Consider the following 18,286-nt stretch of genomic DNA (forward strand, 5'->3'; position numbering starts at 1 on the left):
TTAGAGTAAGCTAACCATGATAATTATTTAAGTATGTTTTAATTTCATAAAAGGAGGATAAATTATGGATTATGTAATTGCTCTCGCAGGTAATCCTAATAGCGGGAAAACGACGCTTTTTAATGAGCTTACTGGTTCTAAACAACATGTTGGAAACTGGCCAGGAGTAACGGTAGATAAAAAAGAAGGTGTGTATAAAAAGGATAAGAACATAAAGATTCTGGATTTACCAGGAACCTATTCATTATCTCCATATTCAGCAGAGGAAATAATAGCTCGAGATTATATTGTAAAAAATAAGCCTGATGTAGTAATAAATATTGTTGATGGAACTAATATTGAAAGAAACTTATACCTTACTTTACAGATTGCTGAGACTAAAATTCCTATGGTTGTTGCCATGAATATGATGGATGAAGTTGAAAGTCAGGGAGATAAGATTGATTGTGAGAAACTAAAGAATATTTTAGGTGTTCCTGTAATACCGATTGTTGCTCGAAATGGAAAGGGTTTGGATAAATTAATGGCAGAGGCTGTTAAGGTAGCTAAGGATAAACCTTTAGGAAAGAAATTAGAAGTATTTGATGAGAATATTTCAAATGCTGTAAATGCCATTTCCGAATTGTTAATTGAATCTAATAATGATTCCTCATCTGTTAAAGCTATTTCCACAGAGGCTCAATGGAAAGCCATTAAATTAGTAGAGAATGATGAAATAGTAAGCTCTACCTTATCTGATAATAAGAGGGCTGCTGTTGAAAAGATTGTGAGAGAAGCAGAGAAGAATGCAGATGGAGATACAGAAGCGAAAATAGCTGATTTAAGGTATCAATTTATAACTAAAACAGTAAATACTGCTGTTAAGAAAAGTAAAAAAGGCTACGTTGAAACAAAATCAGATAAAATAGATAAGATTTTAACCAATAGATTTTTGGCTTTACCGATTTTTGCTATTATTATGTACTTAATGTTTGCTATTACATTCAGTGAAAATTTCTTATTGATAGAAGGACTTCCTAGTCCAGGTGTCTGGTTGGCTGGTTTAGCAGAAGGTCTGTGGGGTTCCTTTGCAGATGTAGTCGATGGATTGATTGCGAATGCTTCTCCAGTGGTATATTCCCTTATTATGGATGGGGTAATTGAAGGATTAGGTGCTATTATTGGTTTCATTCCTTTAGTATGGGTTTTATATTTGTTAATATCATTTTTAGAAGACTGTGGATATATGGCACGTATTGCTTTTGTTATGGATAGAATCTTCCGTAGATTTGGTCTTTCAGGACGTTCTTTTATTCCATTATTGATGGGATTTGGATGTGGTGTCCCAGCAGTTATGGCTACTAGAACTTTAGATTCTGAAAAGGATCGTACAATAACAACTATAATAACTGCTTTTATGCCTTGTGGTGCGAAGCTTCCAATTTTTGCAATGTTTGTTTCTACTTTCTTTGCAGGAAACAATAAAACATTAGTTACATACTCCCTTTATATGCTGAGTATAGTTGTAGCTATTGTAGTATCCTTGATTTTAAATAAATTTGTATATAAATCTGCTACTTCCAATTTTGTAATGGAGCTGCCAAGATATCGTGTACCTACTATAAAGAGTATTGCTATACATGGATGGGAAAAGGTAAAGGGTTTTGCTGTTAAAGCAGGTACAGTTATATTTATATCTACAATACTTATTTGGTTATTGAGTAATTTTAACATTAATTCATTTAATGGCGTTAATGCTGCAAATAATGAAGACGGAGTCATTATGGCTGAAATGGATGATAGTTTCTTAGCTTCAGTAGGAAATGCAGTTGCTCCTGTGTTTAAACCATTAGGCTTTGGTGAATGGAGACCTACTGTAGGTGTGGCAACTGGCTGGATTGCAAAGGAAATGGTTGTAGTAACTCTTGCGCAGTTATATGATGATGATGTTTCGCCTGAATATTTAGAAGGATATTTTTCTCAATATAATCAAGAAGAATTAGAAGAATTAGGATTTGAAGATGGACAGTATGATGAAGAAGCGGCATTTGATATTTATACTGAGGGAATTCTTTGGGAAGGGGAAGATGAAAATGCCCTTTCAACAATGAAGGATGATATAAAAACAAAGGCAGCAGCTTATTCCTATATGGTATTTAATTTATTGTGTATGCCTTGTTTTGCAGCCGTAGGAGCAACAAAGAGAGAATTAAAGTCTTGGAAGCTTACAGGGGCAGCAGTGGGAACTCAAATGCTTACAGCATATATCGTGGCATTTGTAGTTTATACTGTAGGAAGCCTGATAGCTTAGTAAGATTAAAGGCTTTTCTTTAGGAGGGAAAAGATATGGTAGACATTATAATAATAGGTGTTATAGGTGTTTGTGTGGTTTTGAGTATTTTATATATGGTCAAAAGAAAAAAAGCAGGGCAAAGCGGATGTGGATGTGACTGTAACGGTTGTGAAACTTCAGGCTGTAGTACACAAAAGAACACTAATTAAAAAGAAATAATAAAACCTAAGTGGCTAGCCACTTAGGTTTTATACATTGTAATTGCTTCCAATTATTTGTAAAACCCATAGATAGTAAGATATTATCTATGGGTACTGATAAAAATTTAGAGGAAGATTGTTACATTTTAATAGGTTGGTTATAATAGGTGAAATAGTAGAGAATCCTCCTCTGATTGTTATAAAATAATGATCAATGGAGGTTTTTATATATTAATTTATGTTAAAATAGAATAAAGATAATGAGGTGAGATTATATGTCCACTAAAGATAGAATACTAAAATATTTAAAATCCCATAAAAATAATACAATTCAATTAAATCAATTAGAAAATATATTATCAGGGGAGGAATCTTATTTAGATTTTACTTCTATTATAGAAGACTTAATGGAGAATAGGATTTTAAAGCCAGTGAAAGAACATGGCACCAATGGAAAGGTGATACCACTGTATAATACCTATCGTATTATAAAAGCAAGTCTTAGAGAAACAATCAATGATGAAATACAACGAAATAGCATCGAATTTAATCCCGATATAAATTTAGATATTTATTTTTCACTCAAGGAAGAAGAGTGGGAAAAAGATTTGCAATATATAAAAATTATGGATGATTATTTAGTGAAAAATGGCCTACCATCAGACTACGGAACATCTTCAGAAAGAAGCTTTCAGATTGTAGGGAATGAAAAATGGATAGATGAAGAAGGTGGAAAGAAGATATTGGAAAGGATAAAATTATGGGAAAAATTTAAAATAATAACTAATCCAGACCCTCTTATGTTTGCCATAAATCCTTTTAGATTCAAAGAATCATCGCATATCCATTTAGTAGTAGAGAATAAAACGACCTTTTATAATTTAATAGATAGTATTAATAAAAGTCAATTTACATCTCTAATATATAGGGCTGGTTGGAAAATTACAGCAAATATCCATAAATTATATAATCAATTAGGATTAGAGAATGATTTACATAAGATATATTATTTTGGAGATATAGATGCAGAAGGGATATCAATATGGTATTCAATATATGAAAAATACAATATAGAATTGGCACTACCATTTTATAAAGCACTGTTCAATAAAAACTATTCCATAGGTAAAGAAAACCAACAAAGGAATGAGAAGGCTATTGACAAATTCACAGAATACTTTTTGGAAGAAGGAAAATCTAAAATAAATAAACTGTTTGAAGATGGAGGATATTTACCACAAGAGGCACTAGAGAAAGAAGAACTGGAAAGAATTTGGAGGAATGAAATATGGGAATTTCCATAAAGAATATTACGGAAAACTATAGGGAAAGGATGGAAAGACTGGTATTATTTGATCCTTTATATGAACTTAAGAGAAAAACAGGAAAAGACAACAGTGGCAATATAATAGACTATTATGGCTTAGGGTTACTGACATTATTATTTTTCTTTGAAAATATGCTAATAAGGAATAAAAAAGCCGGAGTATTGGAATTGACTGAATTTCTTTCAAATCTTACCTATGGGCAACTAGATTTAAGTTATGAAGATTATGTAAAGATGTCTAGGGAAATAATACAGGTATTTAGACCATCCAGTGGGAAAAGAAATAGTAGGGAATTTTATAATTGGGAAACAGGAAAAGATGAAATAATTCAATATTCCATACTTAAAGCATCTGATTTTGATTCAAAATCCAATCTTCAATACTACAAATTAGATGAACAGGGTCTAGAGTTGATATTTGCAACAAAAGAGTTTTTTTCTGAATTTCAGCTTTCTATTAATCAACTAATACTTAGAAAACAATTGGAAAAAGGGGAATTTGCAGGTGCTTTAAGACAGATTGATGAGATGAGAATGGATGTTAGACATTTGCAGGAAAAAATATATAGTATAAAACATGAAATTCAAAGAAATATTATTTCTGATGAAACTTACAAAAGATATGAAACAATAGTAGATGATATACATTTTAGATTAAATAGAGAAAATGAAGAGTTTGAAGAGTTAAAACTCTTTATAGGTGAAACGAAAAATAGATTAGAATACGAAATCCATAAGGACAAGATGGAAAAGGCTTATGGATTAGTTCTTAGGATAGAGAGAGAACTGGGAGAAGTCCACTATGAACATAGAAATTTACTATTAGAAAGTATAGAAATGAAGACTACAGCATTAAATGCTGCACAGGAATCACTGTATTATGTAGGAATTGATTCCTTCAATTTCAAAGAACAAATAACCAGTAAGTTACTATCGATTCCTTTGCCATTAGAAGCTTCACGAAATTTAGCAGCCCCTTTTTTATATTTGGAGAAGGCAGAGCTTTGGTCACCATTGGCAGTCTTTGCTAAGCAGGGAATAATAAAAAAAGGCACAGAAGATAGGGGACGGACCTTTATTGATCCTTTAGAAGAAGGAGAAATCCAAGAGGATATAAAAATACAACAGAGAAACTACGAATATATAATGGAAATAATTTTAAGATTAATTGATAATGAGAACCATATTTCTTTAGAGGAAGTAGTTAATCATATAATAAGGAATGAAGATGAGAGTATATTAAATCATAGATCTTTTTATGATTTTTGGTTGCTTCTTCACTATAATTCTCCTATAAAAATGGAAATAGAAGAAAATCAAAATCTTATGCTAGAAAAGGTAATTAAATTATTAGAGAAAGACTATACTCAATTGGAAGTAGTAGAGATAAATGGGAAAGTTCAGCCAAATACAAGATATACAATAAGAAATATGAAATTGAGTTTGGAGGTGAAGAATAGTGATATATGAACAGGAGCAGGTAGTACAAGCATTTAAAATATATTCGACTTTAGCTATTAATGGAAAGGCAAACAAGGATGATTTAAGATTATATATAGCTGATGATACCATAAGGGGTTTAGTAAATCAGTTTGCTCAAGAGATGGACTGTATCATATTGGTTGTGGGAGATATGGTATATATGGTACCTTTGGCTATTTATTCACCTTTTCATGTATCTAATCAGTCCATTAAAGACAAACACTTGCCATCTAAGGCTGTAAATGCAGATATATATATGATGTATATATCAATAATAATCTTATTTGGTGAATTTTATGATAGCTATCAAAACGTAGAAGCTACAAGAGATTTTATAAGAGTTGGAGATTGGTTAAATGTAGTAAATCAAAAGGTATTGTCAATAAAGACCTTTGATGAGGAAAAACTTTTGGAATTGGAAGAAAGATATGAGTATAATTGGATTGCCATAATAGACAAATGGGATGCATTAGATGATATTAAGGAAAATGTTGCTCAAACTGCTAGGACAATTAGTAGGATGAGTTTTATTAACATGGTAAAAAGATTCTTGGAGAAGCAGGAATTAGTAGAAGAAATAGGAAATGATGAAATTCAATTAACCGAAAAGGCTAAGGCTATTATTCAAAGATATTATATGGAGTTAGAACATAATAGGGAAATCTTAGAATTTATATATTCTTTAGAAGGGAAGGAAGGTGAAGAGAATGCCAGCCATATCAAAAATTAGATTGACTAATATAATATATGAAAATGGAGGCAAAAGATTTAATGATGATATATTTGAGTTTGATGGACATAATGGAGTTATATTACTTGAAAATGGAGGAGGAAAAACTGTATTGATCCAGACTGCTCTTCAAGCTGTACTTCCGCACTCAGCCCTAGGAGAGAGAAAAATACGAGATACCTTGTCCCTAGAGGGAGGAGCAGGTCATATTGCCATTGAATGGATATTAAATGACAGACCTAGAAGATATGGAGTAACGGCAGTAACTTTGTATTTAGCTCCAGATGGCTTAAAATCCTTACGATATGCTTATGATTATTCATCAGGGGATGATCACTCCATAGATAATATTCCCTTCACAAAGAAAAATCAAGAAAATCTTACTAGATCTACCAGTAGGCAAGAGATGCAGGAATATTATCAATATATGCAAAGTCAGAAGCTAAATGCTTACAGCTTTGACACAATAAAAAACTTTCAAGAATATATTGAAGAAAATTTCCACATTATCCCTTCAGAGTGGAAAAATATTGCTCTTATAAATGGAGCAGAGGGAGATGTTGAAAAGTTTTTTGAACAGTGTAAAACCACTTCCCAATTGGTTGACAAGTTACTTATACCCACTGTAGAAGAGGCTTTGGTAGGTAATGGGACCGATGATTTTGTCCAAATATTTGAAAGACAAAGAGAGCATTTCAAAAAGCATAAGGAGCTTAGAGATAGAATAGAAGAGAGTAAAAAAATAGAGGAAAAAATAAAAAACTATGTGTCCATATATGTTGAATATCACAAAGTAGAAGAAGGAATGGTTAATAAAAAAGGGGAAGTTAAATCAATATATGAGTTTTTAGAGGAAGAGACAAGAAAAACTAATAGTGAAATATGCCATATAGAAAATTCACAAGAAATGTTAAATAAAGAAATGGAAGAGCTAAATAGGAAAGAACTATCCTATGAATTGGCAAAGTTAGAAAAGGAATTAAACAAAGCTAAAGAGGATTATGAAATCATCTTACATGAATACAATGAAATAAAAGACAACTTAGAAGAAAAGGAAGAAAGATTACAAAACCTTGAGATAGCAGAGCTTAAATCCAATATCAAACAGGAAGAAGAAAGAATCACCAGATTGAGGAATCAATTGAGTGAATTAGATGATGATTATGAAACTCTGGATTTTAAGGAAAGATTAAATGAAAACTCTAGTATATTAAAGGGATATTTTGAACAAGAATTAAATAGTTTAGATAAACAAAAAAACATGGCGGACAGTCAAAAGTATAGATATGAAGAGGAACTAAAGGTAATCCGTGTTAAATCAAATGGCTTGAAGATAGAAAAGGAGGATTTGATAAAGGTTCGCTCTGGCTTTGAAGGTGAGATAAAGGCAACAAAAAGTATTATGGAAGGTATTAGAAAAGAAATACTTTTAAACCCAGCTAATGAAACTATAGGAGAAGAATATCCTAAGTGGAAAAGTAGGCTGGAAGAGATTGAAAATTTGAATCTAGAGCATATAAACCATTTAAAAGGATTAAAAAATAGAAAAGAATTTTTATCAAAAGAAGTCCCTATTATAAACAATGAAATAGAAAATTTAATTAAAGATGTCACTAGGGAAGAAGCAAATTTGGAAGAAATTCATACTAAGCATGAGAAAATATTATCTATGATTAGAGGTTTAAAAATAGATTGGCAGTATTTAGATTCCATATATTTAAAGCAACAGTCAATTATTCAATATATGGAGGAAAGGCTGGAGAGAATAAAAAGTGAGAAAGAAAGATTAATAGAAAAGGAAAGGTTATCCTATAGATTATTGGATTATTATGGAGAAAATGAATATTTTACTGGAGAACCTTTGCTTGAAAATTGGATAGATAGTTGGAAAAATCAATTTAATCTGTTGGAACTTGGAACTAAATATATAGAAAAAGTAGCAGTCGAGTTCAATAAGGATATAGAAAGGATATATAGAGAATATCCTCTATGGCCATTGGTTGCCATTACCTCAGAAGGGGAGCTGGACAAATTATATAAAAAAATAGAGTCCCAAAGTAAAAAATTAATATCTCCAATATTAGTTTTATCTCAAGAGGAAGCAACAAAGATTATATTGGGAAAAACCAATATAGAGGAAAGATATATATATCCTTCTATTTGGCGGGAGAATGTAGATAAGAAAAAGTTTCAAATATGGAAAGAGGAGCTTTTACTATCTGCCAAAGAAATTGTGAAGGAAAGAAAAAACAAGGAGAAAGAAGAAAAAGATTGGAATGATAGGTTAAAAAGTATCAAGGAGTTTTTAAGCGATTACCCCTATGATAAATACGCCCAATTAGAAGAAAGTCAAAGAGAATTGAAGAAAAGCCTAGAAGATAAAAGGAATAAGCTAGGGGAAAAACAATTAGAAGATAAAAATATAAATAATGAAATCAATGAATATGAAACTAAATTAAAAGATTTGGAGCAAGAATCCAAGTATTTAGAGAGAAAACTGGAAAGAGCCTTAGAATTTTTCCAAAGAGAAAGAGAAATAGAAAAGATAAATAATCAATTATTTAGGAAAGATGAAGAGATTGAAAAAATCAATAAGGATATAGAATTAAATGAAAAAAGCATAAAAGTCAGTGAAGATATAATCCAGAATCTTCAAGAAGAAATTAGAGATATTGGTGGTGAAATATCTAAAATACTAGATGATTTTAATTATAAGGAAGTAAGAGATTTTAAAGGCATATATAAGAACATGGCAAAACAAAGCATTTTAGAGGATAGAGTATATATAAGGGATATGCTGTCTGAAAAGCAAAAAGATAGACCAGAATTAGAAAGACAATTAAAAATGGCTATTGAAAACAAAGATGATAAAACACAAGCATTGGAGCTGAAGTATAAAAGCGCTTATTATCATATGGATGAGGACTTAGAATACCCTTATAATGGAAAAAATTTAATAAAAAGCCTAGTGGAGAATATTAGAACTTTAAAAGAAGATATGGAGAAGATAGAACCCAATAAAAATATAATGGAAAAAATATTTGCTAAGAGTGAAACTAAATATAATATTAGAAAAGAGGATTTCTATAAAAAATTTAATGAAATTATGCTCTTTACAGAGCCTCTATTTAATGTAAAAAAACAAATAAGTAAAGAAAAAAGAGAATTAGAAGATAAAGAAAAGTATTTAAAATCAAATGCTGATAGATTGGAAAATGAATTAAAAGATATTGAAAATCATATACAAAACCTTAAAATTGAAAATGGAAAATATGAGTTTTTAATAAATAAAATTAAACCAATTTTGTTACAATCAGATATACTACAAAATCTACCCTATAATAGAAAAAATATAATATCCAGTGCCATAGCTCAGATGGAAGAATTAAAAATAAATCTAGAAAATCAGGCAAAGAAAGTAAATATGGAAAAAAGTCATTTTATTCAATTTTTAAATGAAAATCCCATAGAAATTAGATTGAGGGAGATGACCATATCTGGAGTAAAAAACAAAGAAGATTTTCATGATATATTGGAATGGCAGAGTAATATGGAAAGAACTCTAAATAGAGTGATAAACATATATGAAAAAAATATGATGGAACATGATAAAGAATTAAATCAGTTTATTCAATATCTATATACTTATTTATCCACATTAGCTTATGAAATAAGTACAATACCTAAGAATACAAAGGTAAGAATAGAGGATAAATGGAAAGAAATATACCAAATCCAAGTTCCAAGTTGGAATGAAGATAGGGGAAGAGAAGAAATTAGAAAACATGTAGATTGGATGATAGGTAAATTAGAGGAGGAAGAATTTTTAGATGAAGAAGGAAATGAAGATATAGAAAAGGTAAAAAAATCTATAGAAACATGGCTGCAACCTAAGCAATTGCTCAATATTATTATGCTAGGCGAAGAGATTAAAGTAAGATGCAGAAAAGTGACTAATGACGGAAAAGTAAGTAATATGTACTATTCTTGGAGTAGTTCAAACCAATGGTCAGGTGGAGAAAAATGGAGCAAGAATATGGCTCTTTTCTTGGGGATATTAAACTATTCAGCAGAAAAGAAGCAACATATAGTACCTAATCAAAAACGAAACAGAACAGTTATAATGGATAATCCCTTTGGCAAGGCTTCCAGTAACCATGTTTTAAGCCCTGTATTTTTCATAGCAGAACAACTAGGATTTCAGTTTATAGTTCTAACTGCCCATGGAGATGGAAAATTTATAAGGGATTATTTTCCTATAGTTTATAGCTGTAAGCTAAGACCTTCTGTAAATGGGGATACGTCTATATTAACTAAGAAGAAAACCATAAATCATGCATTTTTGAGAGATAATGACCCTATGACAATAGAAAGAATAGGAGATAAGGAGCAACTAAGCTTACTTCAGTAGATAAATGTGAAGGAAAAATAGAACTATCTTAAAATCAGTAAAAACCCCAAGGCTAACTAACCTTGGGTTTTTTCTATACATTAAATCTAAATAATACTACATCTCCATCTTTCATTACATAGTCTTTTCCTTCAATTCTTACAAGTCCTTTTTCCTTAGCTGATGTCATGTTTCCCCCATGTGCCATTAAATCATCAAAGGCTATTACTTCTGCCCTAATAAATCCTCTTTCTATATCAGAGTGGATTTTACCAGCAGCTTGAGGGGCTAAGGTTCCTTTTTTAATAGTCCAGGCTCTAGCTTCCATAGGTCCTGCAGTTAAAAAACTCATAAGTCCTAATAAACTATAGGAAGCTTGTATAAGTTTATCAAGACCAGATTTTTCTACTCCTAAATCATTTAAGAATTCCATTTTTTCTTCATTATCTAAAAGTGAAATTTCTGCTTCGATTTGAGCACTAACAACTACTACTTCTGCATTTTCAGAACTAGCATATTTTCTTATTTTTGCTACATAAGGATTTGAGTCACCATTATTTCCTAAGTCTTCTTCAGATACATTTGCCGCATATATTACAGGCTTTGAGCTTAAAAGGTTAAAGGTTTTAACTATTTCCTTTTCCTCAGGAGATAAATCCAATGTTCTTATGGATTTTCCTTCCTCTAAAGATTTCAATACCCTTTGAATTATTTCTACTTCTGCAGCCAATGACTTATCTGATTTAGCCATCTTCTGTGATTTTTGAAGTCTTCTTTCTAATTGTTCCATATCAGAAAACATTAACTCTAGGTTTATAGTTTCTATATCTCTAAGGGGGTCGATATTTCCTTCTACATGGACAACATCTACATTTTCAAAAGCTCTAACTACATGAACGATAGCTTCAACTTCACGAATATGAGATAAAAATTTGTTTCCAAGACCTTCTCCTTGACTAGCTCCTTTTACAAGTCCTGCTATGTCATAGAATTCTATTGCAGTTGGAACTGTTTTCTTAGATGTATAAATTTCTGCCAGCTTGTCTAGTCTTTCATCTGGTACTGCAACTACTCCTACATTTGGCTCTATAGTGCAAAATGGATAGTTAGCAGATTCTGCACCTGCTTGAGTTATTGCGTTAAAAAGTGTACTTTTTCCTACATTAGGTAGTCCTACGATTCCAAGTTTCATCCTTTATTTCCTTTCTATGATAAAAATTTTAAATTTCTAACAAAAAACTACTATACAAAAGAAAATTATACAGTATATAGTCCATAAGTTCAATAATAACATGATGATAAAGATATTTAAGGACCTTGAAACTATCAAGGCCCCCATAAAAGTTATAGAATTAAAATTTTAAATATATTGTAACTCCTTATTTACTTTTCAACTCTTGAATAAAATTATCAAAGGATATATTCTTGTAGTCAATATTTTCAATGCTAGTTTCCTTTTCAATTGCAGATTTTAATATAGCAGAAGATTTTATATTTCCTACAACTATGGCCCCTATGATTTTCTTATCTTTAATAAAAATTTTATTATATATATTCTTATCTACATTTTCATCTAAAATAATATCAGTAGCCATATCTTCATCTATTATTCCCATGGAAAATAAAGATATATCAAAGGCATTTAAGGTAGTTACTGGAGTAATATCTTCATATATAGTATCCTTATCTGCAATATTATATCCAGCAACTTTTCCTTGATTGAGGGCAATATTCCACAGTCCGAATATATGTCCATTATATTCTGCTGCATCTCCAGCAGCAAAGATTTCTTCCATATTTGTTTTCATTTTTTCATCTACAATAACTCCCCTATTTAATTTTAGAGGAGTATCTTTTAAAATCTCTATATTGGGACTAGCTCCTATGGAATATATTATTGTATCACAAGTATATGTTTTACCATCACTGGTTTTGAAGCCATCTACTTTACTATTACCTAGTATTTCACTTACTTCACAGTCAAATAGTATCTGAACATTATTAGCATATATATTGTTTTCTAATATTTTAGATGCTTTACTATCTAATTGTTTTGCCATAAGTCTATTACAATTATGAGCTACGGTGACTTCTTTATTCATTTGAGATAATATCCATGCTGTTTCTAAGCCTTGCACTCCCCCTCCAATTATTAGGATTCTTTTACTGTCCTTAAATCCATGGGCAATATTCCAAGCATCTTGAAGTGACCTCAAGGTATATATCCCTTCCTTATCAATTCCAGGAATTTCAGGCTTCATATTACTGGAACCAGTTGCAATTAATATTTTAGTGTAACTAATTAAGCTATCATCAAATAATTTCACTGTCTTTTTATCTGTATCTATGGATACCACCTTAGTACCTAGATATAAATTTACGTTATTATCATCATACCATACCTTTTTTTGAAGCAATATATTGTCTTCCTGAAGAGTAGACAGCAGGCCTTTTGAAAGTCTTAATCTACTATATGGATAAAATACTTCTTCTCCAAATAAGTGAATTTCACTTTCTGCATCTATTTCCCTTATGGACTTTATGGCAGAAATTGCAGCTATACCATTGCCTATTATAATTATTTTATCTTGCATTTATTTTATTCCTTTCTAATATGTTTTTATTAGTTTGTTACAATTATTATTTTAAATACATATTTGAAAACAAATAAAAATTTAAAAATAATAATGTGGGTAAATATGGAATATAAATTTAATTCTTATTCAAAATTTGAGGTGACAAAATGAGAAAATTTATTTCTACAATTATAATTATAATAGGTGTTATATTATTATTTATTCCACATATAAACAACCTGATTATTCAGCATAATATTAATAACACCAGGAATGTATTAAAGGAAATTACTTCAGAGGAAATAATAAAAAATAAAAATACAGAGGGAATTTATGATTACGATAGCATAAGGGATATTGAAATCAATACAGTATTATGGGAGATTAAAGATTTTGATAATAAAAATATTATAGGTCAAATTGCTATACCAGATTTAGGTATTGATATTCCCATATTAAAGGGTACTACTAACTCCAATTTATTAATAGGGGCTACAACTATGGTAGAAGGTCAGGAAATGGGTGAGGGGAACTATCCTTTAGCAGGTCATCTTATGAAAAACAAATCTCTTTTATTTGGAAGTCTCATGGATATAGAAATAGGAGCTTTAGTAAAGATAAGCGATAAAAATATGATTTATGAATATAAGATTTATGATACAGTAGTGGTACCTGATGAAGCTCTTAATATGTTAGACAATAGTAAGGCTGAAAAGAGAGGCAGACCGATTATATCTTTAATGACCTGTTATTATTCTTCTAAAACGGGAAAAAGGTTTTTTGCATTGGGAGAATTAGTAGATACATATACTTATCCATAATTCCCAAGATTTACAGCTTGAAAAGGAATTTAAAAACCTATAGGATGAAAATATAGTATAATTTTAAAAGAGGAGCTGGTTGGTTTTATGGTAAATACTATAAATAGTAAAAAAATAGTATTTTCATCTTTGGTCTTTATATTAATATTAAGCTTATTATCTATAACCCCTACTGCTTTAGCCAGTAGGGTAGAAGGTCTTGAAAAGAAAGTGGTAGGATATTATACATCTTGGTCGGCTTATTCAGGCTACACTCTAGATAAAGTTGATGTTACTAAATTGACTCATATTAATTATGCCTTTGCAAATATTAATGAGGAACTAAAAGTAGTATTGGGAGATGCCTATATAGATTCTATTAATCTACAAAAAATAGGAGAAATCAAAAGGATTAATCCAAATCTCAAGGTATTAGTATCAGTTGGAGGATGGTCATGGTCAGATAAATTCTCAGATGTGGCTTTAACAGAGGAGTCTAGAATTACATTTTCAAATAGTTGTATAGAGTTTATGAGGGAATATGGATTTGATGGAATCGACATAGATTGGGAATTTCCAGTGAGCGGTGGACTTCCAACTAATAAATATAGACAGGAAGATAAAGAAAATTTTACACTTTTACTAAAATCATTAAGGGAAACCTTTGATACTCAGGGTAAGATAGATGGTAGGTCTTATATATTGACTATTGCAGGTGGGGCATCAAGTATGTTTACTGACAATATTGAATTAGAAGAAATTCATAAATATATAGACTTTGCAAATATTATGAGCTATGATATTCATGGTTCTTGGGATAAATATACAGATTTCAATTCACCACTATATATCAATAGTGAATCTTTAAATAATATTAAACTCAGTATAGATGAATCTATGAAAATCTGGATAAATAGGGGTTTTCCTAAGGAAAAAATAGTCATGGGAATTTCATTTTATGGAAAGCAGTATGATAATGTAAGTCCATGGAACAATGGACTATATCAGGTCTATAATGGAATATCAACCATTGGATATGGAGACATAGCTACTAAATATTTGAATAAACATGGAAACAATAGATATTTTCATTATGGATCATTAATGCCATGGATTTATAATGGGACAAGCTTTATAACTTATGAAGACAAAGAATCCATTTTTTATAAAACAGATTATATTAAATCAAATGAATTGGGTGGGGCAATGATTTGGGAATTAAGTGGAGATTCTAATGGATTTTTACTAAACCAGCTTTATAACGGATTAAAATAGATAACTCATAAACCTAGGCTTTAAATTAAGCCTAGGTTTTGCTATGTTGCAGATAAGACTAAAAGTATGATATATTATTCTAGATAAGGATTATCTTGGTTATTAAAGGGGGAAGTTTATTTGAGAAATAACAAATATTTACCTATATTTTCGGCAATTATATATTCAACTATATTTGGATTTTCTTTTATGTTTTCTAAAATAGGACTCAAAGTCATGACACCAATAGAACTTATAGCATTTAGGTTTTTATTGGCAGCTTTAACAATGACTTTGCTTAAAATCTTTGGAATTATTAAGGTAAATTTAAAAGGAAAGAGTCTAAAGATTGTATTACTTACATCTATTTGTGAACCAGTATTATATTTTTTATTTGAGTCTTTGGGAATAAATATGACTTCTTCTTCAGAGGCAGGTCTTATGATAGCTTTGATACCTGTATTTGTAGCTATATTTAGTATGATATTTTTACATGAAAGACTTAGTCCTATTCAATTGGGGTTTATAGTTTTATCTGTTGGGGGAGTAATTTTTATTAATATAATGAAAGATAGTTTAAGGCTATCAGGCAATTTTTTAGGGATTATATTTTTATTTTTTGCTATAATATCATCTTCTTTCTATAATATTGGATCGAAAAAATCTTCTATAGATTTTACACCTGTTGAAATTACATATGTTATGATGTGGATAGGTGCTATTTCATTTAATACTGTACTTATTATTATAAATCTAATAAAAGGAAATATGAGAAACTATTTTGCACCATTAGCTCATAGCCAAGCAATAATCCCATTACTATATTTGGGAATATTATCATCAATAGTTGCTTTTTTTATGGTTAATTATACAATATCTAAAATACCAGTATCCCAATCGTCAGTCTTTTCCAATCTTTGTACAATAGTATCAATATTTGCTGGAGTTGTAATATTAAAAGAGGACTTTTTTTGGTATGATTTTATTGGAGCGATTGTGATTTTAATAGGAGTATGGGGAACAGTATATTTTGAAGAAAAAGAAGAAATATTAGGTCAATTGGAGTGATAGATATGGATGAAAAAAATAATGGAATAAAGGGAACAGGCTGTGAAATATTAGTTCCTTTTAATGATAGAAAACCATTAAAGGATATAGAAAGAAGTATTATAAAGACCTATAGAAAAAATATATGGTCTAAGTTTATTAAGGCAATAAAGGAGTACAATTTAATAGAAGATGGAGATAAAATAGCAGTTGCCATATCAGGGGGGAAAGATAGTCTTCTTATGGCAAAGCTTTTTCAAGAGTTATATAAAAATGGGAATCAAAATTTTGAATTAGAGTTCATTGCCATGGATCCTGGGTATCATAAGGACATACGCAGTCTTTTAGAAGATAACTGTAAGTATTTAGATATACCTGTTTCTATATATGATGCAGATATATTTCAAGTTGCAGATAAAATAGCCAATGATTATCCTTGCTATATGTGTGCTAGAATGAGAAGAGGCTCCCTATATGGAAAGGCTCAAGAGCTAGGCTGTAATAAATTGGCTCTAGGACACCATTTCAACGATGTAATAGAGACTACCATGCTGAATTTATTGTGTGCAGGTAATTTTAAGACTATGATGCCTAAGCTAAAGGCTCAGAATTTTGAAAACATGGAATTAATAAGACCCTTATATTTAGTGGAGGAGAAATATATTCAAAGGTTTATTCAAAATGCTGGAATATGGCCTTTAAACTGTGCTTGTATGGTGGCAGCTAAGAAAATAGGAAATAAGAGATATGAAATAAAAGATTTATTAGAAGGACTAAGGAAAGACTTTGCCAATGTGGATATGAATATATTTAGAGCCGCAGAGAATGTAAATATGGATGGAATATTAGGATGGCAGAAAAATGAAGAAAAACATTTATTTTTAGAAGAATATTAGAATTTATTAAATAAAGAGTGTAATAATATATAAGAAGGAAGGTGTTCTAATGTCAGAAAGTTTTAAGAATCTCGGAATAAGTAAAGAACTGGAATCTATATTAAATAAAAATGGAATAACAGAACCTACACCTATTCAAGAAAAAACCATAAAGGAATTAGTAAATGGACGTGATGTAGTAGCTCAGGCTCAAACAGGAACAGGTAAGACTTTAGCATTTTTATTGCCAATTATACAGAAAATAGATGCAAATAAGCCATATATACAAGGACTAATTATAACTCCAACTAGAGAACTAGCGATTCAAGTTACTAATGAGGCCAAAAGGCTTATGGGAGAAAAGGAAATAAATATTTTAGCTGCCTATGGTGGTCAAGATGTGGAGCAGCAAATAAGAAAGCTAAAAAATGGAATTCATTTGGTAATAGCAACTCCTGGAAGATTGTTGGATCATATGAGAAGGGAAACCATAGACTTTGGCAGACTTAGTTTTTTGGTACTAGATGAAGCAGATGAAATGCTCAATATGGGATTTTTAAAAGATGTGGAAAGTATTATAGTAAGTACACCAAAGACTCGTCAGACCATGTTGTTTTCAGCTACAATACCTAATGAAATAAGATCACTAGGTAAAAGATTTATGAAAAATCCTTTACAAATCGAAATACAAGGAAAGAACATTACCTTAGATGAAATAGAGCAGATAGTTATAGAAACTACAGAAAGAAAAAAGATAGATACACTTTGCAAATTAATTGATGAATATAATCCTTATTTAGCAATTGTATTTTGCCGCACAAAGCAAGGAGTAATTGCCTTAAATGGTGAATTGCTTTCTAGGGGATATAATACAGACGAACTTCATGGAGACCTTAGTCAAGCTAAAAGGGAAAGGGTAATTAAATCCTTTAGAACTGCAAAGATTCAAATTCTTGTGGCGACAGATATTGTAGCTAGAGGTTTAGATGTAGAGGGAGTAACCCATGTTTTTAACTATGATATACCAGGAAATGTAGATAGTTACATTCATAGAATTGGGAGAACTGGAAGAATTGGAAATTTAGGTACTGCAATTACTTTTGTAACAGAGAGAGATAGAGACGATTTAGCATTGATTCAAAGAAAGGTCAAGGCAGATTTAAAGACTAAAAAAGTAGAAAAGGATAGGGGAAAAGATGTAAGGAAACCAGATAATAAACCTGAAAAGAAAAAGAGTGAATCTAAGGAATATAAATTTGAAAGGACTAAAGGCAGTGGTCCTAGATATGCTTTTAAAAATAAAAAGAATAGTAAGAAAAAGTAATGTTTAGGG

At 30.5% G+C, this 18,286-nt stretch carries 13 protein-coding genes; 11 read left to right on the forward strand and 2 right to left on the reverse strand.

The genetic code is table 11. The features are described 5' to 3' along the window. The first annotated feature begins 64 nt into the window (after window positions 1-64). From feoB to FYJ83_RS12325, 6 genes are all read left to right on the forward strand, one after another. Complete coding sequence (feoB, locus tag FYJ83_RS12300; protein ID WP_154440882.1) at window positions 65-2,290, forward strand: ferrous iron transport protein B; 2,226 nt, start codon at window positions 65-67, stop codon at window positions 2,288-2,290. Window positions 2,291-2,325: 35 nt separating this feature from the next. After that, window positions 2,326-2,481, forward strand: coding sequence for a FeoB-associated Cys-rich membrane protein (locus tag FYJ83_RS12305; RefSeq protein WP_154440884.1), 156 nt, complete (start codon window positions 2,326-2,328; stop codon window positions 2,479-2,481). Window positions 2,482-2,747: 266 nt separating this feature from the next. Beyond that, a complete protein-coding gene (locus FYJ83_RS12310) occupies window positions 2,748-3,776 on the forward strand; it encodes a Wadjet anti-phage system protein JetD domain-containing protein (protein WP_154440886.1) in 1,029 nt (342 codons plus the stop codon). After that, window positions 3,761-5,269 (forward strand): replicative DNA helicase, encoded by a 1,509-nt coding sequence (locus FYJ83_RS12315; RefSeq protein WP_154440888.1) that lies wholly within the window; start codon window positions 3,761-3,763, stop codon window positions 5,267-5,269. Before FYJ83_RS12310 ends, FYJ83_RS12315 begins: the two co-directional genes overlap by 16 nt. Further along, window positions 5,259-6,011 carry a DUF6063 family protein gene (locus FYJ83_RS12320; protein ID WP_216584559.1) on the forward strand — a complete coding sequence of 251 codons (753 nt, stop codon included), beginning with the start codon at window positions 5,259-5,261 and terminating at the stop codon, window positions 6,009-6,011. The genes FYJ83_RS12315 and FYJ83_RS12320 overlap by 11 nt, the downstream gene beginning before the upstream one ends. Next, a complete protein-coding gene (locus FYJ83_RS12325) occupies window positions 5,980-10,422 on the forward strand; it encodes a Smc domain-containing protein (RefSeq protein WP_154440890.1) in 4,443 nt (1,480 codons plus the stop codon). The genes FYJ83_RS12320 and FYJ83_RS12325 overlap by 32 nt, the downstream gene beginning before the upstream one ends. Window positions 10,423-10,495: 73 nt before the next feature. Here the strand turns inward: FYJ83_RS12325 and ychF are convergent, their stop codons facing one another. Then, window positions 10,496-11,593, reverse strand: a complete 1,098-nt coding sequence (gene ychF / locus FYJ83_RS12330; RefSeq protein ID WP_154440892.1) for a redox-regulated ATPase YchF — start codon at window positions 11,591-11,593, stop codon at window positions 10,496-10,498. Window positions 11,594-11,780: 187 nt separating this feature from the next. Further along, window positions 11,781-12,995 carry an NAD(P)/FAD-dependent oxidoreductase gene (locus tag FYJ83_RS12335; protein WP_154440894.1) on the reverse strand — a complete coding sequence of 405 codons (1,215 nt, stop codon included), beginning with the start codon at window positions 12,993-12,995 and terminating at the stop codon, window positions 11,781-11,783. 149 nt (window positions 12,996-13,144) lie between these two features. On the opposite strand from FYJ83_RS12335, the gene FYJ83_RS12340 reads away from it, so the two are divergent. From FYJ83_RS12340 to FYJ83_RS12360, 5 genes are all read left to right on the forward strand, one after another. Further along, window positions 13,145-13,798, forward strand: a complete 654-nt coding sequence (locus FYJ83_RS12340; RefSeq protein WP_154440896.1) for a class A sortase — start codon at window positions 13,145-13,147, stop codon at window positions 13,796-13,798. An 87-nt stretch (window positions 13,799-13,885) separates the two neighbouring features. After that, complete coding sequence (locus FYJ83_RS12345; RefSeq protein ID WP_154440898.1) at window positions 13,886-15,052, forward strand: glycoside hydrolase family 18 protein; 1,167 nt, start codon at window positions 13,886-13,888, stop codon at window positions 15,050-15,052. Window positions 15,053-15,172: 120 nt separating this feature from the next. Further along, window positions 15,173-16,099, forward strand: a complete 927-nt coding sequence (locus FYJ83_RS12350) for a DMT family transporter (RefSeq protein ID WP_154440900.1) — start codon at window positions 15,173-15,175, stop codon at window positions 16,097-16,099. 5 nt (window positions 16,100-16,104) lie between these two features. Continuing rightward, on the forward strand, window positions 16,105-16,974 hold the full coding sequence (locus tag FYJ83_RS12355; RefSeq protein ID WP_154440902.1) for a tRNA 2-thiocytidine biosynthesis TtcA family protein: 870 nt from the start codon (window positions 16,105-16,107) through the stop codon (window positions 16,972-16,974). A 49-nt stretch (window positions 16,975-17,023) separates the two neighbouring features. Continuing rightward, on the forward strand, window positions 17,024-18,277 hold the full coding sequence (locus FYJ83_RS12360; RefSeq protein WP_154440904.1) for a DEAD/DEAH box helicase: 1,254 nt from the start codon (window positions 17,024-17,026) through the stop codon (window positions 18,275-18,277). Window positions 18,278-18,286 lie beyond the last annotated feature (9 nt).

This window comes from Tissierella pigra, from assembly GCF_009695605.1.
Classification (GTDB): domain Bacteria; phylum Bacillota; class Clostridia; order Tissierellales; family Tissierellaceae; genus Tissierella; species Tissierella pigra.